The following is a 19,435-nucleotide window of genomic DNA, read 5'->3' as shown; positions in this document are numbered from 1 at the left end:
TATAGTCGAAACTATCTTTTTCTTATCCATAATTATTTACTCCTTTCCTAACAAATCCAACTTATCAATCAAGAGCGATTTTTAACAGAATGTAGCAGCACCCTTTGCAACTTTGACAATTTCAGTATAGCACTATTTGTTAAAGTTTTTCATCCAAATCTTGAATTGTCATCGAGACATCTTGAATTGTAAAAACTTCATTAGCCCCTACTTTTTATAATACTTCAAACCCCAAATGAGTAGAAGCATGATAAGCAAGCAGAGAATAGCGCCAATATAAGCGATTATTTGTTGGTAGGATTCTCCTGCTGTGATACCTCTATACAAACAAATAATAGACATAAAACCTGTCAAACCAATGAACATAAGTTGATTGGTTCTAGGACTAACCAAATCATCATCTTCAAACTCTCTTATCCTCATTTCCCTAGTGAGGTAAACAGTGACCAAAATAGAAGCCAAGTTAATAACCACTAAAAGAAATTGGAAAACCAAGGAAAAATTTAAAAACTGACGAGATAGAAATAGATAAGTAGAGACAAGCAAGGGCAACTGACCTAAGAACAATCTCGCAAGGAAGATGTTCCGTTTTTTAGCAAGAAAAGTTTTCATTTCTTTGCTCCTTTCTTTTTAGTTAAAGCAAGATAAATCATAACCGCAATCATATAGGCTATGGTATAAAATAGCTGATACCAAGCACTCTCCCTAAGCGGATATAGAAAGATGGACATGATTAGATACAAGATGAAAATGACAAGTATTTTTTTCTTCATAAGATTTCCTCCTAAATGTTTGTTGAGCTAGAACCTTTACACTATTAGTATAGCACTTATTTTGACCTTGGATCACTCAAATCACGAATGGTCATCAAAACATCTTGAATTGTAAAAAATTTAAAAAGCAAGCATGAAAAACATACTTGCCCTTTACACCATATTGATACCAACTTAATTTGTAGACTTTTCATCCTGCTATCACATATCATTTTGACAGGCGAAACAAAATTAAAGAAACTCCCCTGTAAATTAAGCTAGCAAATACAGGGGAAAAATTTATTTTTTAGGGGGTACTATCTGTATCCTTCTTTGGAGATTTTAAAAATTTTTCCCTAATTAAATAAGTAATAAAAGAAACAAACATACCAACAACAAAAGCAATAAGAAAACTTTTGAAATCCATAATTACCTCCAAGTACACAAGCTCAAGTCTTTAAGCAACCATAATAACCAATTGTAACATTGTTTTTGCATTCACGAGGAATACCTCTTTTTACTTTCGTCCTATTACAACCTTAATAAGGTTAGTATACTACTATTTTTTAAAATTTTCCATCCAAATCATAAATGGTCATCAAAACATCTTGAATTGTTAAAAAATTTAAAAAGCAAGCATGGAAAACATACTTGCCCTGGGGAAACTTGACAATGTGAAAATACAAAATAGAAAACTACTTACCCTCACTTCCGTATGTTCTCATATATTCTCATAATCGCAACAAGGATAGCAGCTGTCCCACTTGCCAAAAATAGGAGGGTAATGATAATGTTGAGAATTTCAGGCGTACTCCCTATTCTGTTGATAAGGCGGAGTAGAGATATAACTGTCAACTGAATCAGAAGTATTGACTCTACTCTTATCAATGAAGTCAGTTGGTTTTCAACTGCATATAAAAAGGCTGGTAGCAAAATACAGGCTATAGCAATCACAAACAGATTGCTCCCTGTTTCTTCTCCCTTGTTCACCACGGAAATCATGAGAAGATTCGATGCTATGATCAACGTAGAACAGATGATAAAAAAGGATTTCTTATTCATATAGGATACCTCATAAACTATAGTATTTTAATCGATGACTGCAGACAGTACTTCTTTCCACAAATCTTCTAATCATCAACCGACATCGAGTGAATCGTTAAAACCTGACGAAAGACTTGATTTTGACAGGTGGTATTTAAACTAGTATTAGGATAAGTTTCCACAAGCTTCATAACGGTATAGAGACCAACTCCTCTCTCCTCTCCTTTAGAGCTTGCTCCAAAGGAGAAGATTTCAGAAATATCTATTCTCTCTTCTTTGATGGAATTTTCGATGATGAAGGTCTCCTGTGCTCCATTTTTTAAAAAGGCGATTGAAACGTGAGGTTGACCAACCTCTACACTGGCTTCAATAGCATTGTCACAAAGGATAGACACAATGGTTAGAAAATCAAGTAGTCTCATCCCCTCGACCTGAATCTCCTCAGGAACTTCAACATTAAAGACAATGTTCTTTTCTCTAGCTTTTAGAAATTTCCCTGCTAGGAGACTTTTGAGGGCGCGGTCCCGAACATTCAACAATCGCCCAAGGTCATATTTATTGTCCTGCAATTTCTGACTGGAATCTTTTAAGACGGAGCCGTAGACCTCTTTTATCTGCTCCATATCCTCCTCTTCAATACCCAGACGTAAACTAGTCAAGAGGTTGGTGTAGTCATGGCGAAAACTCCGTACTTCCTTGTAAAGCTCCTCTATATGCCGACTATAGCGTTCCATATCTCTATAGCGCAAGGCCTGCTCTTGGTCCAATCTCTCATGGAGTTTGTCCTTCAAATAGGTATCTAATTTCTTGATAACCCCCATAAAAAAGAGGAGGTAAAACACTAGAATCAGATGGCGAACAGTCTTTGATTGAATACCTTGTTCATATTCAAGGTAAGATAGACTTTGCATCACTAGATAATAAGACCCCATTACCCAGTTAATCTTAGTATGAGACTTTTGAAAACCTTTATCGAGAAACTCCTTTCTCAATCTAGTGAAATCATAGTCTAACCATTTCAAAAAGACTAAAACTATGAAGCAAACGAATATCATAATCAATACAAAGATAGGATTGCCATCCCCATCTACAATTCCTTGCCCCAAAAATGGAAGCACAAAATAGGAAACACCTCTGTAAAAGAGCTCTACTAATATCATTGGGAAGAGACCATAAAAAATAAGGATTTTTTTAGGAAGCCCTCTTAACAATAAGAAAGATAGACCTATACCGAACAAAGGTTCTATAAAATAGGACAAATATTCACTTACATCCAAAAATTGAAAAGTCGCAAAAATGGCTCCTAGAAGAAATTTCAGAAGAAAAGCTTTGAAAATCCTCTCAAAAGTGAGACCAATTCCATCTACCTTAAAGAAAATGACAATTTCTAGTCCATTAATAACAAGCGTATACAACAATATCCAAGCAACAGCCATAATTTCTCCTTAATCAGTGTAAGTTATTGATAGCTTCAGACACTTTCCTGACCTTATAACGCGCGATTAGACAGCTTCCACCATTGGGAAAGAAAAGCAGTTTTTCTTTCTTATCTAAATGCACCACATTTGCTGGATTGATAAGAAAAGAGCGATGGCACTGCAGGAGACGAGGCTCCTGCTTGAGAATCTCCTCTAAACTCGCTGTAAATTCCAGTCTGTCCGTCTCGGTATAGAGAATAACATGATGAGATTTTGGGGACGTTTCGAGATAGTAAACCTCTTTAAAAGGATACTGGAATTGAGCAAATTTTGATTTAAAATAAAAGCAATCTTCCGCCAGACTTTTACTGTCTTGACCATTGGCATAGAGGAGGGCTGTCTCGATACGAGATTCAAACTTCTCTGCCGAAAGGGCCTTATCAATATAGTCCAAAGCAGACACTTGGTAGCGAAAGGACAGGGGCATAAACTCCGAGTGAGTCGTCACAAAGACGATCAGGGCATATGGATCCCGATCTCGAATCTTTCTAGCCACTTCTAGCCCCTTCATCTCCTCGTTTCGAATCTCAATATCCAAAAAGAATAGCTGATGTGCGCCCTTCTCATGCACCTCTGCCAGTAGCTGGTCTGGCTTACCAAAGACCTCAAAAGAGCTGGGAATGATATGATGTTCTTTCAAAAGTTTCTCAATCGTCGTTTCAATCCTAGTCTGTTGGGAAAAATCATCTTCCAAAACAAATATTCTCATCTTCCTACTCTCCTTCTTTCAACCATTTTTGACGAATTTCTCTATAGCGACGTCTGGCATACTTGACAGCGTATTGACCTTCTTCTCCGAGAAAAAGGATTCTTTCTTGAAAATCAATCGATTTCACTTTATCAAGATTGACCAAACAATTTCGATGACATCTCATCAAGGTTTTCCCATATTGGTTCTCAAGATCACTTAAATTTTGAACCATATTAAAACTAGCTTCTTCTGTAACAATCTGTACAGTATGGGCTTTAGTTGGATGTGTTTGGATATAGTAGACATCGTCGATGTTTACTTTATAAACTGTTTTCTGTGTCTGAATAATCATATGTTTCATTGGATTCTCCTCCTAAGAAAAGAATAACAGAAAAGTTCTCACACAAGCGCACCCAATCCTAAACAGTCTTTGAAAACTCCTAAAAGGACTATTTTTCTACAACATCATGATGAGCTTACAACTATTTTATCATAAAATCTTAACAGTACCATTCAGGAAATTTCAAGGACAATTAAAGATTTGATGGTGAAAAAGGAGATAAAAGTGATAGACTATGATTATAGAAAGACTATGTTTGCAACAACTTTAAAAATCATCAAAAAAGGAGGGGTGCATATGATTTATTCACATCCACCATGATTAACACCCTATAAATATACTCTATTGCAATTGACGTAAATATAACAAGGAGAAAATTATGGCCAAGTCAAATAAAACAAAACAATTAACATCAATCGAACTTTCTCATATAAATGGCGGTAGTATTCCATATGGATGGTATTCTCCGTTTCATATGATTAGCGATAATGTACTATGTAGAAATGGATATTCATATAATAAAGCTAATCTTGATAATGGTAAATGTATCATTGATTGGGGCAACATAGTTGGCAATGTTGCTAATAATATAGGTGCCTCACTAGGAGATTTACACAATCCCTTACCTTAAAACATAAATTATATAGGAGGTCACGTAAATGACAGACCCAATTAAAACTGCTCAGGCACTGATAACTGACTTAAACAAAGCCTACCAAGCATGCAGACAGGCAACCGCTGACGACGTCCGCTTTCAGGAGCAATTAAACTCTATTCTTGGCTTTCTAGCAAAGGCTGAGACAGTGGATAATCGAGTCTTGATTGAACTGGAAAAATTTTACCAGACTTCCAGTCTTCTCATGGGACTCAGCGCTCTCGATCCAGATGCTCCTACTCGTGCCGCTTGGCGGGCCTATGACCGCTTCCACTTTGACCAAGTCAAGACCAAGTTGAGCCTCTACGGGCCAACCATTATCTTGTAGAAAATAAAAGAAGTTGAGGCAAACTGAACTCAACTTCTTTTTTAGTGTCATATAGGCAATGTTAGTCCTGCATCTGACGTTTTACCTGATAAGGCAAATACAAGACTTGTAAAACCAAACCTGCACCCAGCAAGGCTAGAAGGGCTAGTTTTTCTTGGAAGGTAATCAACCCGACAACTAATTCCACAAGTAAAACAAAACTGGTCAATCCTCGGACTACCGCCTGCAAGCCTTTTTCCTTTTGCCCCTTGTCCAGTGGAAAGAGTTGAGTCAAATACTGGTAGTCAAAGGCATGATAGAGGGCCAGCAACTGGAAGAGCAAGAGGTAGTTAAAGAGAACTACCACTGCTGTCGCAATCCAAGCTTGCTCGATAAAGACCTGCGCCAGCAAGGAAAGTAGGAGCAGACGGAGACTGAGCGCAAAGAGATCTCCATTTCGCAAATAAGAACGAAGATAGAGATTTTGCCAAATCTTCCCAGGCACCTTCTGAACAACCTTTAGGATAAAGTCCAGATAGGCACGACGCTTGACGCTGTTTGAAATTCCCTTTACCTGCGTAAAGAGGGCAAAGAAACGAAGCAAGACTTGTTTGCGCTTGCTTTCTTGGGAAATGACATAGTCCCAGTTCAGTCCAGTTTCAGTGAAAAATTTGCTGGCCTTTTGACGAAAGAGGAAATATTTACCTAACCCAAACAAAAGCACATAGATTAGGAAGACAGGCAAGCCATAACCCATGGCTAAAAATAAGGGCGCAAATAAAAGCAAGAAAAGGGTCTGTACAAAGAGCCAAAAGACTAGGGAAATGCCAGTTTGACGCTTGAGATGGAGCTTGATTTCCTCTTCTCCAACTAAGAGAAAGAGCTTGTCTGGAGCCTCCATATAGGTGGCAATTCCACCCCAAAGCAACAGTAAAACAGAGGTAATTCCTACAAACAAAAGGATGGGCCAATGATTTTCAGGAAAATCTTGCAAGAGTTGACTGTACTGGTAGGCTAGAAAGCCCAGCAGGACAAGCAGGAACAAGACAAAGTGGTCATTGAGAACATAACGTAGATAACCAAGACACTCCTTACGAAAAGCCTGCTTTCTCTTTAAAAACAAGTCTTTCATAGGTCCTCCTCTTTGGTCAGAGCCAAGTAAATATCATTCAAACTAGCCTCAGGCATGTTAAAGGCTTCGCGCAGTTGCAGGAGATTTCCCTTAGCACGCACTTCCCCTTTGTGAAGAATGACAAAAGCATCACACATCTTTTCCGCTGAATCCAGCACGTGGGTACTCATGAGAATAGACTTGCCTTTTTGCTTTTCCACTTCCAAAAGCTGAATCAAGTCCGCAATAGCCAACGGGTCAAGACCAAGGAAAGGCTCATCCACGATGAAAAGACTTGGATCCACCACAAAAGCACAGATAATCATGACCTTCTGCTTCATCCCTTTTGAAAAATGAACAGGGAACCAGTCTAATTTCTGGTCCAGACGGAACATTTTTAACAAAGGTTCTACTCGATCAAAAGCAAGATCTTGCTCAATACCATAAGCCATGGCAACCGTTTCGATATGCTCTCTGAGGGTCAATTCCTCATACAAGCTAGGTGTCTCAGGAATGTAGCCAATTTGCTTGCGGTAACTTGTCGCATCTTCTTGCAGGGTCAGGCCATTGATATTGATGGAGCCACTATAAGGTGTCAACAGACCGATAATTTCATTGATGGTCGTCGATTTTCCAGCACCATTGAGACCAATCAAACCGACCAACTGCCCACTTTCAACAGTAAAAGACACATCTTTCAAAACAGGGACATGAACATAGCCACCTGTCAGGTTTTTAATTTCTAACATATTTTCTCCAAATCTGGTATAATGTAGCTATATTATATCAAAATTCAGTACAGTAGAGGTAGATTTTATGTCAGATTGCATTTTTTGTAAAATCATCGCAGGGGAAATTCCTGCTTCAAAAGTATATGAAGATGAGCAGGTTCTTGCCTTTCTTGATATCTCTCAAGTGACACCAGGACACACCTTGGTCGTGCCAAAAGAACACTATCGTAATCTTTTAGAAATGGATGCTACTAGCGCCAGCCAACTCTTTGCCCAAGTACCAAAAGTAGCTCAAAAAGTCATGAAAGCTACCAAGGCTACTGGTATGAATATCATTGCTAACTGTGAAGAAGTCGCAGGTCAAACCGTCTTTCATACCCATGTTCACCTCGTACCTCGCTACAGTGCGGACGATGACCTTAAGATTGATTTTATCGCCCACGAACCAGACTTTGACAAACTCGCTCAAGTCGCTGAAACCATCAAAAATGCCTAAGGAGTTGCCATGAAATTATCCAATCTATTGCTATTTGCAGGAGCTGCAGCTGGAAGTTATCTGCTCACAAAAAATCGCCAAACCATCACAGATGAAGTCTTGAATACCACTGACCGCGTTCAAGCTATCAAGGACGATGTGGATATTATCCAAAACAGCCTACAAATCATTGACCAGCAAAAAGAACTCATCAAGGAATATCAAGAAGACCTGACTTACAAGTTTAAGGTCTTGGAAAAGGATATCCAGACTAGACTAGCTGTGATTAAAGAAACACAGGAAATCGAAGATAAGTAAAAAGAGCCAGTCGGCTCTTTTTTAAAACGTAAACAAGTTATATCCCATCAACTATACATCATAATTTAGGCAACTCATACTCAATAAAAATCAAAGAGCAAACTAGAAAGCTAGGCGCAGGCTGCTCAAAACACCGTTTTGAGGTTGTAGACAAGCCGACGCTGACGTGGTTTGAGGAGATTTTTAAAGAGTATCATTCACCATTTCACAACTAAATCGAAGATTTTCCGCCGTACTGAAAACGAGTCTGGGATAAAAGTCTAATCTTCAATATAAAAAGCGAACAAAACGAGTTATCTGACACTCAGAATTCTGTCTTGTTCGCTTTTTTATCTAATCTATCGATTTTTAAAATTTATAATAAAGAATTCCTGAAATCAAAATCTTTTTGTCTCAGACTCGTCCGGAAACTTTGAGACCTAGGCTCAAAGTTTAGGTATGGAACTTCGAAGAAGATCGCTACCGTCCGTCATTACTTAAGGAAAGTCTTAAAAAATCTATAAACAAAAAGAGCCACTCGGCTCTTTTTGTTTATACTCAATGAAAATCAAAGAGCAAACTAGGAAGCTAGCCGCAGGCTGTACTTGAGTACGGCAAGGCAACGCTGACGTGGTTTGAATTTGATTTTCGAAGAGTATTATTCTCCTTCAAAGGCATCTTTAATATGGTCAAAGAAGCCCTTTTTCTTTGGATTGACTTTTAAATCACCAGCAGCTGCAAATTCTTTCAAGGCTGCTTTTTGACGATCGTTCAAGCCTGTTGGTGTTACGACATTAACGGTAACATATTGGTCACCAACTGCACCACCACGAAGACTCGGAGCTCCTTTGCCACGTAGGCGGAATTTCTTACCAGTCTGAGTTCCCTCTGGGACAACCAATTCAACATCACCGTGAACAGTTGGAATATCTACTGTGTCACCAAGAGCTGCTTGGACAAAGTTGAGGTTGAGATTGTAGAAGATAGTAGTTCCTTCACGTTCAAACTTATCGCTGGCTTCCACAGAAACAACCACGTACAAGTCACCATAAGGTCCACCGTTAAATCCAGCTTCACCTTGACCAGCTAGGCGAATTTGTTGACCAGTTTCCACACCAGCAGGAATTTTGACATGTACGCTATGATCTTGTTTTTCATGCCCTGTTCCGTGACATGTTGTACATGGATCTTTGATTTCTTTTCCGCGACCATGACAGACATCACAGGTTACTTGACGACGCATCATACCAAGCGGAGTCTGCGTATCGACGTTAATGACACCAGCACCATGACAGCGTCCACAAGTGACTGGACTGGTTCCTGGCTTAGCACCTGAGCCATTACATGTACGACAGCTTGCTTCACGGTTGTATTTAACTTCTTTTTCAGCTCCAAAAATAGCTTCTTCAAAGGTCAAGTTCACACGATACTGGAGGTCATCCCCTTGGAGAGGAGCATTTGGATTGCGTGAAGCACCGCCTCCGCCGAAGAAACTTGAGAAAATGTCCTCAAAACCACCGAAGCCACCTGCCCCATTGAAACCGCCAGCTCCACCACCGAAGCCTCCAAATCCACCATTGGCGCCTGCAGCACCATATTGGTCATAGGCAGCCCGTTTTTGGTCGTCACTCAAAGTCTCATAGGCTTCTTGAACTTCCTTGTACTTTTCCTCAGCACCAGGCTCCTTATTGATATCTGGGTGATATTTTTTCGAAAGCTTACGATAAGCCTTTTTGATCTCGTCTGCCGAAGCGTTTTTTGACACCCCCAGACGATCATAAAATTCAGTATTGTTCATACAAGATACCAAGACCGTAAAATTCGACTGAAAAATAGGAAATCTGACGCTGGAGCGATGCTCCTAGACAGATTTATCTTTTTTCCGAGAATTTAGGTCGGGTTCAATTCCTTTCTGTTATATTAAGTAAGAAATTTGGGAACCCGTGTTCAATTCCCTGAACACATTTGTTCCTTTCTTTCATATTGATGAGACAAAACCCAAACAAATGATATTCCGTCCCTTTTTATCGAAAAACAGAGGCTGGGTTGCAACCTCTGCAAATAAGTAAATTAACTTTATTTTGATTTTAAATATCCTATAAGTACAGAAATATTTATATATTTTTGTCTCTTCTTAGTATTTGCTATAAAATTCCAATAGATTAGAAGGAATACACCGACAACCCAAATCATGCCCATTATAAACGATATTATAAATTCTGGTTTTTGTATGGTTGCTGATACTAGTGCTGATACTAGCGCTGACAACAATACTGAAGTAACAAAATTCCTTACCGCCTCATCATTTTTAACACAACTTTCATGCTCAGCTAAAATAATTGCTTTATACCTAGCCAAATATACTGCTGGAATATTATCTATAAAATCTTTTGCAGACTCATAACTATCAGCTTTATTACAGAAATCATTATAAACTTTTCGTGTATTTTTTAGATATTCTTCAGCCAATACACTCATCTTACTTTTCAGTAAACTCTCCGTCTACGACGTCATCGCCTGCGTTTCCTGTTGCTTGTGTGCCTTCTGCTCCTGCTTGAGCTTGTTGCGCTGCTGCTGCTTGTTCGTAGAGTTTAACAGCAAGTCCTTGAGCTTTTTCGTTCAATGCTTCAAGTTTTGCTTTCATATCGTCCAAGTTGTTGTCTTCTTGAGCTTTTTTAAGGTCATCAAGGGCAGATTGGGCAGCGTCACGTTCTGCGTCGAATCCTTTGCCTTCAGTTTCCTTGATTGTCTTTTCAGTCGCAAAGATCGCTTGGTCTACTTCGTTACGAAGGTCAACTTCTTCTTTACGTTTCTTATCTGCTTCAGCGTTAGCTTCTGCATCTTTCATCATGCGGTCAATTTCTTCGTCAGTCAAACCTGAGTTAGATTGGATCACAATAGTTTGTTCTTTTTGAGTTCCAAGGTCTTTAGCTTTAACAGACACGATACCGTTCTTGTCGATGTCAAATGTTACTTCGATTTGAGGAATTCCACGAGGTGCAGCTGGGATATCGGTCAATTGGAAACGTCCAAGAGTCTTGTTATCTGCTGCCATTGGGCGTTCACCTTGAAGAACGTGGATATCAACGGCTGGTTGGTTGTCTGCTGCAGTTGAGAAGACTTGTGATTTAGATGTTGGAATTGTTGTGTTGCGGTCAATGAGTTTTGTGAAGACTCCACCCATTGTTTCAATACCAAGTGACAATGGTGTTACGTCAAGAAGGACAACGTCTTTAACGTCACCAGTGATGACACCACCTTGGATAGCAGCACCCATAGCCACAACTTCATCAGGGTTTACTGATTTGTTTGGTTCTTTACCAGTTTCAGCCTTAACAGCTTCAACAACGGCTGGGATACGAGTTGAACCACCAACAAGGATAACTTCGTCGATTTCTGACAAGCTCAAACCTGCATCTGAAAGGGCTTGACGAACTGGAACCTTTGTGCGTTCTACAAGGTCACGAGTCAAATCGTCAAATTTCGCACGAGTCAAAGTCATTTCCAAGTGAAGAGGTCCAGCCTCGCCTGCAGTGATGAATGGTAAGCTGATTTGAGTTGAAGTTACACCAGAAAGGTCTTTCTTCGCTTTTTCAGCTGCATCTTTCAAACGTTGCATTGCCATCTTGTCAGTAGACAAGTCAATACCGTTTTCTTTTTTGAATTCTGCTACCAAGTGGTCGATGATTTTTTGGTCAAAGTCATCACCACCAAGTTTGTTGTCCCCTGCAGTTGACAATACGTCGAAGACACCGTCACCCAATTCAAGGATAGAAACGTCGAATGTACCACCACCAAGGTCAAATACCAAGATTTTTTCTTCTTTATCAGTCTTGTCCAAACCGTAAGCAAGGGCTGCTGCAGTTGGTTCGTTGACAATACGTTCTACTTCAAGACCAGCAATTTTACCAGCGTCTTTTGTTGCTTGACGTTGAGCGTCGTTGAAGTAAGCAGGAACTGTGATAACTGCTTTGGTTACTTTTTCACCAAGATAGTCTTCAGCGTATCCTTTCAAGTATTGAAGAATCATAGCTGAGATTTCTTGTGGAGTGTATTCTTTTCCATTAGCAGAAACTTTTTCAGAAGTTCCCATTTTAGATTTGATAGAGATAACTGTATCTGGGTTTGTAACTGCTTGACGTTTCGCAGCGTCACCAACAATGATTTCTCCGTTTTTGAATGAGACTACAGATGGAGTTGTGCGGTTTCCTTCTGGGTTTGCGATGATTTTACTTTCAGTTCCTTCAAGAACTGCTACTGCTGAGTTTGTTGTACCTAAGTCAATACCGATAATTTTAGACATGTGTTTTTCTCCTTGTTAGTTAATTTTCTTTTTTTATATTTCCCTTAAGTGGTGGGGACGTGAGCAACTCCCTTCGGGATTTCATCACTTATTTTTGAGCCTATTGTCTCAAAAATCCCCTGTTTCAGTAGCAAAAGCTACTGAAACTTTTACCACGGCGGGAAATATCTTCCTTGCAAGCCTCCGGCTTGCCTCTTATCTTTCTTCATAGTTTATTGTCGTTTCGGACAAGTTTTCTATTATGTAAATTGCGACACGAGAAGTCGAAATCGATTTTATTTCGACGACGAGTTAATAAGGAGGCTAGGCAAACGCCATAGCGATTGCCGTTTTCTGACGAGTTGCTTTAGCTACCGTCAGAATTGCCTAGTTGTAAACAACTACCATGGCTGGGCGTAGGATGCGATCATAGAGTTTGTAGCCTTTTTGGAAAACTTGGGCGATGGTATCTGCCGGGTGTTCATCGTCTGCTGGGAGAGTTTGGATGGCCATATGGTAGTTATGGTCAAATTTACCGTCAGCTGCGATTTCTTTGATTCCTTCTTCTTTCAAAGCGTGAATCAAGCTTTCTTGCACCATCTCCAATCCTTTTTTGACATCGTCTGTCAATCCTTCAACCGCGAGTGCACGCTCAAGGTTATCCAAAGAAGGGAGAATCGCTTTTGCTAAGTCCTGGCTACGATAACGTTGCATGTTTTGACGCTCTTCATTAGCACGGCGTTGGATATTTTGCATTTCCGCATGAGCGCGAAGGTATTTGTTTTCGAACTCATCTGCACGTTCATTCGCCAAGTCCAACTCAGACTTCTCAGGAGTTGTTTCTTCAGCTGTTTCCACAACTTCCTCTTCTTGAACTTCTTCTACTTCTTCATTTTTTATATCTTGGGCCATTTTCGCCTCCTTTAATGATTTCAATCTTAATGTACTTCGTAATGATTACTGCTGAGGTAGCGGTAAAAATCTGTCAACTTCATGGTCAAAACACGGTTGACCACATTGACTTGGTTGATTAGCTGTTGGTAATCCAGATTGACTGGACCGATAATGGCTAGAATTCCAACTCCCCGATAAGGAATGAGGAACTTGCTACTAATCACAGCTAGGTCAGCTAGACAGGACTCCTGACTGTCTGCAACACGGACGTTTTGCATCTGATCTTCACGCAACCCCTCACGAATCTCCAGAGCCACCTTTTGCGGTTGATCAAAGAACTGATAGACTGCTAGATTGGCAAAATTCAAGAGATTAACCTTGCCCGCCACCACAATGTTTTCGTTGAACATTTCCTTAAAGATATGTTCAAAGAGATCGATCACATTGTCCGTTGTTGTAAAGTAACGCTGGATAATCTGCGGAATCTCCGTCCGAATCTTGTAGTGAATATCTAAAACGGTGTGACCGAGGAAACGTTCCTGAATGATGCTCTTCAGTTTCAGCAAATCTTCCTGCAAGAAGTTCCTTGGAATCAGAAACTGACTGGTAACCGTTCGCGACTCGTCTAGGGTGAATACTGCCAAGGCTGTATGTTGCCCCAAAACAACGATATCAAAGGCTGTCAAACGTTGCCTGCTCGGCTCAACATCCAGTGCCACTACCGTACAGCCACTCAGGTCTGTCAGTAGATTAGCAGCTTCTTGCAGAATATCCTCCAGTTTGAAGAATTCCTGATCAAAGGCTTTGACAATCTCATATACCTCATTTTCAGCCAGTTGATCAAAATCCAGTGAGTGTTTTACATAGTACTGAAAACCAGCAATACTTGGCATCCGACCGCTTGAAGTATGAGCCTTTTCAAGCAAACCTTGCTTTTCTAGAGCCGCCATGTCATTACGAATGGTTGCACTGCTAGAGTTAATAGACTCTTGCAAGGCTTTGGATCCGACAGGTTCGTGCGTTTTGGTAAAGATGTCAATAATCAGATTTAAAATATCCTGCTGACGCTCTGTAACCATCTCATCACTCCTCTCTGTCTGATAAATTAGCACTCGATACATTCAAGTGCTAACTTATGATTCTATTATACACCCTTAGAAGAGAATGTCAAGATAAAAATTCAAAAAATTAGCACTCTTTTATCAAGAGTGCTAAAAATCAGTCTGAAGACCTAGAACCCTGCCTTCCATCTACTCGGTATTTACTTTTTAGTCTGAAATAACCATAGATTAGATAAGAAATCATAAAGGCATATAGAGCAAAAATAACAAAGAAAGATTGCGACAGTTCTTCTCGAAACAAACTCATACAAACAACAAAACCTCCTAAGAAAGTAGCTGCACATGAACGAAGTCTATATCGCATAACTTCCCACCTGAGATTATTACTCATATAGACTTGATCCTCTGAAAGTATATCAGAAGCCGATTTACGAAGAATCGAACAAAAACCTGCTCCTATCAATTCCCAACCTCTATTTCTAAAATCTTGCAGTTCATGCTTATATTTTTTAAGAAATCTAGAATCATAGATACGGTAGATGACATCGTCTGGTTGACATTGGTCAAGATAGAACAAACCAAAACGACTAGTTCTATACCTCCAACCTTTCAAATGCATCTCATGTAAATATTCTTCTTTCTTGTCCAAATCAACAATGGTGAAAATCCGAAATTCTACTCTGCTATTCATTGTCTTACCCCAAAATTAGACAACATGCCTAGCGTTATTTATTAGATAATTCTTTCCACTTTTGACTCAATCTCCAAAAAATATAAGAAATCTGAATCGCAAAAACTATCAATAAAACCCAATCTATTATGAAAATCAAAAACACTTCCCAACTGAAAGAACTACCTCCAGTGACAAACTTTGAGAAAAACGGTAGTAGAGCTAAAAAGAGAAGCAAAATAGGAAGCATCCGCATTGTTAAAATCCTTTTGGCATAAAAAAATCTTTATTTAAACGAAAATATTATAGCAAAATTTACGCCAGTTTTTGAACGGCTGATGTAGATATTTTATACTTTCAAAATGTTTAAATGTGATTATTTATTTTTGAAAAATATCTCACCAGCCCGACTGAAAGTGCTTATAGAATGATAATAAGTCGCCTGCCGAAAACAGCGGAAAATAGCGGTGTTATGCGGAGATAATCTGACGCGATGCGAAAGTATATTGCATACTTATTTTCAACAATTTAGCAGAGTATTTTTATAAGTGTGATATAATAGAAGTATAATTTGTTCTGATAGTTTATTTTATGGAGAAGTAGATTTTTAGAATGCGGAGGGTTCAATATGGTTGAGTTTATAAAGTCTAAGAAAGAAATGAGTGAGGAGGATATTAAAGCAAATTTCATCACTCCTGCTATTGTATCCAAAGGATGGAAAAATGGTGAGCATATCGCTTACGAAGAATACTTCACTGATGGTCGAATTGAGGTTAGAGGAGATAAGGCTCGCCGTAAAGAAGGAAAAAAATCAGACTATTCACTGTATTACCAATTTGGAACTCGAATTGCAATTGTTGAGGCAAAGGATAATAAACACAGCGTTCGAGCAGGATTACAACAAGCTATTGAATACGGAGAGATTTTAGATGTTCCATTTGTTTATTCTTCGAATGGTGATGGCTTTATTGAACACGACCGTATCACGAGAGAAGAACGTGAGCTGGAGTTAGACGAATTCCCTACTCGTGAAGAATTATTTTCTCGTATGACGAAGGAAAAAGGATTGACGTACGAAATTACAGAAGCTATCTCAACTCCATACTATACAGACGCCTTCTCAATGAAAACGCCACGCTATTATCAGCAAATAGCTATCAACCGTACTATTGAAACAGTTGCCAGAGGACAAAAACGAGTAATGTTTGTGATGGCAACAGGAACGGGGAAAACGTTCATGGCTTTTCAAATTATTCATCGCCTTCGAAAAGCTGGTTTGGCTAAACGAGTTTTATTCTTAGCAGATAGAAACATCTTAGTAGACCAAACGATGGCTGAAGACTTTAGACCATTCGAAAAGGTAATGACGAAAATTACACCAAAACTTTTGACTGCTCCTGAAAAATTAAATTCTTTTGAAATTTATCTAGGGCTTTATCAGCAACTAACTGGTGAAGATGGAACTGAGACACATTATCAAAAATTTGACAAAGACTTCTTTGATTTAATCGTAATTGATGAAGCGCACCGTGGTTCAGCTAAGGAAGACAGTAACTGGCGTAAGGTGATTGATTATTTCAGTTCTGCGACACAGATTGGGATGACCGCTACTCCTAAAGAAACCAAGAATGCTTCCAATACGGAATACTTTGGTGAGCCAATCTATACTTATAGTTTAAAACAGGGAATAGAGGATGGTTTTTTGGCTCCATATCGTGTTATGAGGGTTAATTTAGATGTGGATGTGGATGGTTATCGTCCAGAAACTGGAAAAGTTGATGCTAACGAACAATTAATAGAAGATAGGTACTACAGCAGGAAAGATTTTGATAAAACCATTGTCATTGATGATAGAACGCAAAGAGTTGCCAAGTTTGTTTCTGATTATATGAAGCAAAGCAATGCACGATTTGATAAAACAATTGTTTTTTGTGTTGATATTGACCATGCCGAGCGAATGCGTGCTGCACTTGTAAAAGAGAATCTAGACTTAGTCCAAGAAGACTATCGTTATGTCATGCAAGTAACTGGTGACAACGCTGAAGGAAAAGCTCAACTGGATAACTTTATGGATGTCAATTCTAATTTTCCCGCTATTGTAACAACGTCTAAATTATTAACGACAGGAGTTAATGCTAAAACATGTCGTTTGATTGTTTTAGACTCTAATATCCAATCCATGACTGAATTTAAACAAATTATTGGTCGTGGCACACGTCTTTATCCTCAAAAGGGGAAAGAATTTTTTACGATTATTGATTTTCGAAATGTTACCAATTTGTTTGCTGACCCTGATTTTGATGGTGAACCAGTGAAGGTTCTGGAAACGGGCGCAAAAACAAACAATGGTACTACACCTGGTTTTGTAAACGAAGGTGGTGACCCAGTAGAAAAATATATCGTTACAGACAAGCAGGTTACCATTCTTAATTCTACTGTTCAAGTATTGGATGAAAACGGGAAACTGATTACCGAAAGCCTGACCGACTACACTCGGAAGAATATCTTAGGTAGCTACGCCACTTTGAACGATTTTATCACAGTTTGGCATACGGCGGATAAAAAGAAGCTTATCTTAGACGAACTTTATAAAAAAGGAGTTTATCTAGATGCTATTCGAGAGTCGGAGGGAATATCAGAACAAGAAATCGATGATTTTGATTTACTCCTAAAACTTGCCTATGGTCAAAAAGAATTAACCAAAACGGAACGTATCAATAAGCTCAAACAAAGCGGATATTTATATAAATATAGTGAGGAAGCGCGTGCTGTTTTGGAAATTTTACTGAACAAATACATGGATAAAGGTATTGGAGAACTCGAAAGCATTGAAACATTAAAACTTCCAGAATTTCAGATATATGGTGGAACCTTCAAAATCATCAATACTTATTTTGGAGATAAAAAACGATATTTACAAGCAATTAAAGAATTGGAGCAAGAGCTATTTACAGTAGCTTAATGAAAGGAAAGTATGTCAATTACATCATTTGTAAAAAGAATTCAAGATATCACTCGAAACGATGCTGGTGTTAATGGTGATGCTCAACGTATTGAGCAAATGTCTTGGTTATTATTCTTAAAAATTTATGATAGCCGTGAAATGGTTTGGGAATTAGAAGAAGACGAGTATGAGTCAATTATCCCAGAGGAATTAAAATGGCGAAATTGGGCTCATGCTCAAAATGGGGAACGGGTATTGACAGGCGATGAATTACTTGATTTTGTCAATAACAAGTTATTCAAAGAGTTGAAAGAGCTTGAAATAACTTCAAATATGCCTATTCGAAAAACGATTGTTAAATCAGCTTTTGAAGATGCGAACAACTATATGAAAAATGGCGTCTTGTTACGCCAAGTCATCAATGTTATTGATGAAGTTGATTTCAATAGCCCTGAAGATCGTCATTCGTTTAATGATATTTACGAAAAAATTCTTAAAGATATTCAAAATGCTGGGAACTCAGGAGAATTTTATACGCCACGTGCAGCGACTGATTTTATTGCCGAAGTTCTTGACCCAAAACTTGGAGAATCAATGGCAGACCTTGCTTGCGGAACAGGAGGCTTCTTGACTTCGACTCTGAACCGTTTAAGTAGTCAACGTAAAACTAGTGAAGATACCAAAAAATATAATACAGCTGTTTTTGGTATTGAAAAGAAAGCATTTCCTCATCTTTTAGCAGTTACAAATCTGTTTCTTCACGAAATTGATGACCCTAAAATTGTTCATGGAAATACTTTGGAGAAAAATGTTCGTGAATATACGGATGATGAAAAATTTGACATTATTATGATGAATCCACCTTTTGGAGGGTCAGAATTAGAAACAATAAAAAATAACTTTCCAGCAGAATTACGGAGTTCTGAAACAGCTGATTTATTTATGGCTGTCATTATGTATCGTTTGAAAGAAAATGGTCGTGTTGGAGTTATTTTACCTGATGGTTTTCTATTTGGTGAAGGTGTAAAAACTCGCTTGAAACAAAAACTGGTAGATGAGTTCAACTTACATACGATTATTAGGTTGCCTCATAGTGTCTTTGCACCGTATACAGGAATCCATACGAACATTCTTTTCTTTGATAAAACAAAGAAAACAGAAGAAACTTGGTTTTATCGTTTAGATATGCCAGATGGTTATAAAAATTTCTCGAAAACTAAGCCGATGAAGTCAGAACACTTCAATCCTGTTCGTGACTGGTGGGAAAATCGTGAAGAGATTTTGGAAGGTAAGTTCTACAAATCTAAATCATTTACACCTAGTGAATTGGCTGAGTTGAATTATAATTTAGACCAGTGTGGCTTTCCAAAAGAGGAAGAGGAAATCTTAAATCCCTTTGAGTTGATTCAGAATTATCAAGCGGAAAGAGCAACTTTAAATCATAAGATTGATAATGTATTAGCTGATATTTTGCAGTTGTTGGAGGACAAATAATGACACCAGAACAACTTAAAGCAAGTATTCTCCAAAGAGCGATGGAAGGGAAATTAGTGCCGCAAAATCCCAATGACGAACCTGCAAGTGAATTATTAAAGAGAATTAAAGCTGAAAAAGAAAAACTTATCAGTGAAGGAAAAATCAAACGAGATAAAAAGGAAACTGAGATATTTCGTGGTGATGATGGGAAACATTATGGGAAGTTT

The 19,435-nt window shown here is 38.6% G+C and carries 22 protein-coding genes; 7 read left to right on the top strand and 15 right to left on the bottom strand.

What is annotated here, in order from left to right; translation table 11 throughout:
- Nucleotides 1-207 precede the first annotated feature (207 nt).
- The 7 genes from HT678_RS05060 to HT678_RS05035 form a co-directional block, all read right to left on the bottom strand.
- Nucleotides 208-612: an immunity protein gene (locus HT678_RS05060; RefSeq protein ID WP_101514701.1), complete on the bottom strand. Its 405-nt coding sequence runs from the start codon at nucleotides 610-612 to the stop codon at nucleotides 208-210.
- Complete coding sequence (locus HT678_RS05055) at nucleotides 609-773, bottom strand: hypothetical protein (protein WP_049511538.1); 165 nt, start codon at nucleotides 771-773, stop codon at nucleotides 609-611. Before HT678_RS05055 ends, HT678_RS05060 begins: the two co-directional genes overlap by 4 nt.
- Before the next feature lie 286 nt (nucleotides 774-1,059).
- On the bottom strand, nucleotides 1,060-1,179 hold the full coding sequence (locus HT678_RS05050) for a PncF family bacteriocin immunity protein (protein ID WP_101514702.1): 120 nt from the start codon (nucleotides 1,177-1,179) through the stop codon (nucleotides 1,060-1,062).
- A 278-nt stretch (nucleotides 1,180-1,457) separates the two neighbouring features.
- Entirely contained in the window at nucleotides 1,458-1,814 is a 357-nt protein-coding gene (locus tag HT678_RS11930) for a hypothetical protein (protein WP_101514703.1), read from the bottom strand.
- A gap of 68 nt (nucleotides 1,815-1,882) precedes the next feature.
- The gene (locus HT678_RS05045) at nucleotides 1,883-3,232 is read right to left on the bottom strand and encodes a sensor histidine kinase (RefSeq protein ID WP_172924646.1); all 1,350 of its coding nucleotides are present in this window, start codon (nucleotides 3,230-3,232) and stop codon (nucleotides 1,883-1,885) included.
- Between the two features lie 13 nt (nucleotides 3,233-3,245).
- A complete protein-coding gene (locus HT678_RS05040; RefSeq protein ID WP_001219132.1) occupies nucleotides 3,246-3,983 on the bottom strand; it encodes a LytTR family DNA-binding domain-containing protein in 738 nt (245 codons plus the stop codon).
- Between the two features lie 4 nt (nucleotides 3,984-3,987).
- Entirely contained in the window at nucleotides 3,988-4,326 is a 339-nt protein-coding gene (locus HT678_RS05035; protein ID WP_000682128.1) for a LytTR family DNA-binding domain-containing protein, read from the bottom strand.
- A 358-nt stretch (nucleotides 4,327-4,684) separates the two neighbouring features.
- On the opposite strand from HT678_RS05035, the gene HT678_RS05030 reads away from it, so the two are divergent.
- The gene (locus HT678_RS05030) at nucleotides 4,685-4,936 is read left to right on the top strand and encodes a hypothetical protein (protein WP_001130045.1); all 252 of its coding nucleotides are present in this window, start codon (nucleotides 4,685-4,687) and stop codon (nucleotides 4,934-4,936) included.
- A 28-nt stretch (nucleotides 4,937-4,964) separates the two neighbouring features.
- Nucleotides 4,965-5,288, top strand: coding sequence for a hypothetical protein (locus HT678_RS05025; RefSeq protein WP_000131861.1), 324 nt, complete (start codon nucleotides 4,965-4,967; stop codon nucleotides 5,286-5,288).
- Nucleotides 5,289-5,349: 61 nt separating this feature from the next.
- On the opposite strand, the gene HT678_RS05020 is transcribed toward HT678_RS05025, so the two are convergent.
- Both HT678_RS05020 and HT678_RS05015 read right to left on the bottom strand, forming a co-directional pair.
- Complete coding sequence (locus tag HT678_RS05020; RefSeq protein WP_000653756.1) at nucleotides 5,350-6,399, bottom strand: ABC transporter permease; 1,050 nt, start codon at nucleotides 6,397-6,399, stop codon at nucleotides 5,350-5,352.
- Complete coding sequence (locus HT678_RS05015; RefSeq protein ID WP_000889950.1) at nucleotides 6,396-7,127, bottom strand: ABC transporter ATP-binding protein; 732 nt, start codon at nucleotides 7,125-7,127, stop codon at nucleotides 6,396-6,398. The genes HT678_RS05020 and HT678_RS05015 overlap by 4 nt, the downstream gene beginning before the upstream one ends.
- 67 nt (nucleotides 7,128-7,194) lie before the next feature.
- On the opposite strand from HT678_RS05015, the gene HT678_RS05010 reads away from it, so the two are divergent.
- Nucleotides 7,195-7,605, top strand: a complete 411-nt coding sequence (locus HT678_RS05010; RefSeq protein WP_001278321.1) for an HIT family protein — start codon at nucleotides 7,195-7,197, stop codon at nucleotides 7,603-7,605.
- Nucleotides 7,606-7,614: 9 nt separating this feature from the next.
- Nucleotides 7,615-7,902, top strand: coding sequence for a hypothetical protein (locus tag HT678_RS05005; RefSeq protein ID WP_000777749.1), 288 nt, complete (start codon nucleotides 7,615-7,617; stop codon nucleotides 7,900-7,902).
- A 637-nt stretch (nucleotides 7,903-8,539) separates the two neighbouring features.
- Here the strand turns inward: HT678_RS05005 and dnaJ are convergent.
- From dnaJ to HT678_RS04975, 6 genes are all read right to left on the bottom strand, one after another.
- Nucleotides 8,540-9,679, bottom strand: a complete 1,140-nt coding sequence (gene dnaJ / locus HT678_RS05000) for a molecular chaperone DnaJ (protein ID WP_172924644.1) — start codon at nucleotides 9,677-9,679, stop codon at nucleotides 8,540-8,542.
- Between the two features lie 278 nt (nucleotides 9,680-9,957).
- Nucleotides 9,958-10,359, bottom strand: coding sequence for a hypothetical protein (locus HT678_RS04995; protein ID WP_000114360.1), 402 nt, complete (start codon nucleotides 10,357-10,359; stop codon nucleotides 9,958-9,960).
- 1 nt (nucleotide 10,360) lies between these two features.
- A complete protein-coding gene (gene dnaK, locus HT678_RS04990; RefSeq protein WP_000034669.1) occupies nucleotides 10,361-12,184 on the bottom strand; it encodes a molecular chaperone DnaK in 1,824 nt (607 codons plus the stop codon).
- Nucleotides 12,185-12,550: 366 nt separating this feature from the next.
- Complete coding sequence (grpE, locus tag HT678_RS04985; protein ID WP_000046032.1) at nucleotides 12,551-13,075, bottom strand: nucleotide exchange factor GrpE; 525 nt, start codon at nucleotides 13,073-13,075, stop codon at nucleotides 12,551-12,553.
- 26 nt (nucleotides 13,076-13,101) lie between these two features.
- Nucleotides 13,102-14,136: a heat-inducible transcriptional repressor HrcA gene (gene hrcA, locus HT678_RS04980; protein ID WP_000255739.1), complete on the bottom strand. Its 1,035-nt coding sequence runs from the start codon at nucleotides 14,134-14,136 to the stop codon at nucleotides 13,102-13,104.
- A gap of 139 nt (nucleotides 14,137-14,275) precedes the next feature.
- Nucleotides 14,276-14,809, bottom strand: coding sequence for a DUF2812 domain-containing protein (locus HT678_RS04975; protein WP_001088699.1), 534 nt, complete (start codon nucleotides 14,807-14,809; stop codon nucleotides 14,276-14,278).
- Between the two features lie 607 nt (nucleotides 14,810-15,416).
- Here HT678_RS04975 and HT678_RS04970 point away from each other — a divergent pair.
- The 3 genes from HT678_RS04970 to HT678_RS04960 form a co-directional block, all read left to right on the top strand.
- Complete coding sequence (locus tag HT678_RS04970) at nucleotides 15,417-17,750, top strand: DEAD/DEAH box helicase family protein (protein WP_000229094.1); 2,334 nt, start codon at nucleotides 15,417-15,419, stop codon at nucleotides 17,748-17,750.
- A 12-nt stretch (nucleotides 17,751-17,762) separates the two neighbouring features.
- Nucleotides 17,763-19,226 (top strand): class I SAM-dependent DNA methyltransferase, encoded by a 1,464-nt coding sequence (locus HT678_RS04965; RefSeq protein WP_000029046.1) that lies wholly within the window; start codon nucleotides 17,763-17,765, stop codon nucleotides 19,224-19,226.
- A partial coding sequence (locus HT678_RS04960) for a hypothetical protein (protein ID WP_032495955.1) occupies nucleotides 19,226-19,435 on the top strand: 210 nt, incomplete at its 3' end. The genes HT678_RS04965 and HT678_RS04960, both read left to right, overlap by 1 nt.

Source organism: Streptococcus sp. 3167 (assembly GCF_013277175.1).
Classification (GTDB): Bacteria; Bacillota; Bacilli; order Lactobacillales; family Streptococcaceae; genus Streptococcus; species Streptococcus pseudopneumoniae.
The sequence above is the reverse complement of the archived record's forward strand: the minus strand, read 5'-3'. Positions and strand labels throughout refer to the sequence as shown.

What these genes read in the sequence shown, in the direction of transcription:
- HT678_RS05060 (WP_101514701.1), bottom strand. Translation starts at nt 612, where the DNA reads ATGAAAACTTTTCTTGCTAAAAAACGGAACATCTTCCTTGCGAGATTG.
- HT678_RS05055 (WP_049511538.1), bottom strand. Translation starts at nt 773, where the DNA reads ATGAAGAAAAAAATACTTGTCATTTTCATCTTGTATCTAATCATGTCC.
- HT678_RS05050 (WP_101514702.1), bottom strand. Translation starts at nt 1,179, where the DNA reads ATGGATTTCAAAAGTTTTCTTATTGCTTTTGTTGTTGGTATGTTTGTT.
- HT678_RS11930 (WP_101514703.1), bottom strand. Translation starts at nt 1,814, where the DNA reads ATGAATAAGAAATCCTTTTTTATCATCTGTTCTACGTTGATCATAGCA.
- HT678_RS05045 (WP_172924646.1), bottom strand. Translation starts at nt 3,232, where the DNA reads ATGGCTGTTGCTTGGATATTGTTGTATACGCTTGTTATTAATGGACTA.
- HT678_RS05040 (WP_001219132.1), bottom strand. Translation starts at nt 3,983, where the DNA reads ATGAGAATATTTGTTTTGGAAGATGATTTTTCCCAACAGACTAGGATT.
- HT678_RS05035 (WP_000682128.1), bottom strand. Translation starts at nt 4,326, where the DNA reads ATGAAACATATGATTATTCAGACACAGAAAACAGTTTATAAAGTAAAC.
- HT678_RS05030 (WP_001130045.1), top strand. Translation starts at nt 4,685, where the DNA reads ATGGCCAAGTCAAATAAAACAAAACAATTAACATCAATCGAACTTTCT.
- HT678_RS05025 (WP_000131861.1), top strand. Translation starts at nt 4,965, where the DNA reads ATGACAGACCCAATTAAAACTGCTCAGGCACTGATAACTGACTTAAAC.
- HT678_RS05020 (WP_000653756.1), bottom strand. Translation starts at nt 6,399, where the DNA reads ATGAAAGACTTGTTTTTAAAGAGAAAGCAGGCTTTTCGTAAGGAGTGT.
- HT678_RS05015 (WP_000889950.1), bottom strand. Translation starts at nt 7,127, where the DNA reads ATGTTAGAAATTAAAAACCTGACAGGTGGCTATGTTCATGTCCCTGTT.
- HT678_RS05010 (WP_001278321.1), top strand. Translation starts at nt 7,195, where the DNA reads ATGTCAGATTGCATTTTTTGTAAAATCATCGCAGGGGAAATTCCTGCT.
- HT678_RS05005 (WP_000777749.1), top strand. Translation starts at nt 7,615, where the DNA reads ATGAAATTATCCAATCTATTGCTATTTGCAGGAGCTGCAGCTGGAAGT.
- dnaJ (WP_172924644.1), bottom strand. Translation starts at nt 9,679, where the DNA reads ATGAACAATACTGAATTTTATGATCGTCTGGGGGTGTCAAAAAACGCT.
- HT678_RS04995 (WP_000114360.1), bottom strand. Translation starts at nt 10,359, where the DNA reads ATGAGTGTATTGGCTGAAGAATATCTAAAAAATACACGAAAAGTTTAT.
- dnaK (WP_000034669.1), bottom strand. Translation starts at nt 12,184, where the DNA reads ATGTCTAAAATTATCGGTATTGACTTAGGTACAACAAACTCAGCAGTA.
- grpE (WP_000046032.1), bottom strand. Translation starts at nt 13,075, where the DNA reads ATGGCCCAAGATATAAAAAATGAAGAAGTAGAAGAAGTTCAAGAAGAG.
- hrcA (WP_000255739.1), bottom strand. Translation starts at nt 14,136, where the DNA reads ATGGTTACAGAGCGTCAGCAGGATATTTTAAATCTGATTATTGACATC.
- HT678_RS04975 (WP_001088699.1), bottom strand. Translation starts at nt 14,809, where the DNA reads ATGAATAGCAGAGTAGAATTTCGGATTTTCACCATTGTTGATTTGGAC.
- HT678_RS04970 (WP_000229094.1), top strand. Translation starts at nt 15,417, where the DNA reads ATGGTTGAGTTTATAAAGTCTAAGAAAGAAATGAGTGAGGAGGATATT.
- HT678_RS04965 (WP_000029046.1), top strand. Translation starts at nt 17,763, where the DNA reads ATGTCAATTACATCATTTGTAAAAAGAATTCAAGATATCACTCGAAAC.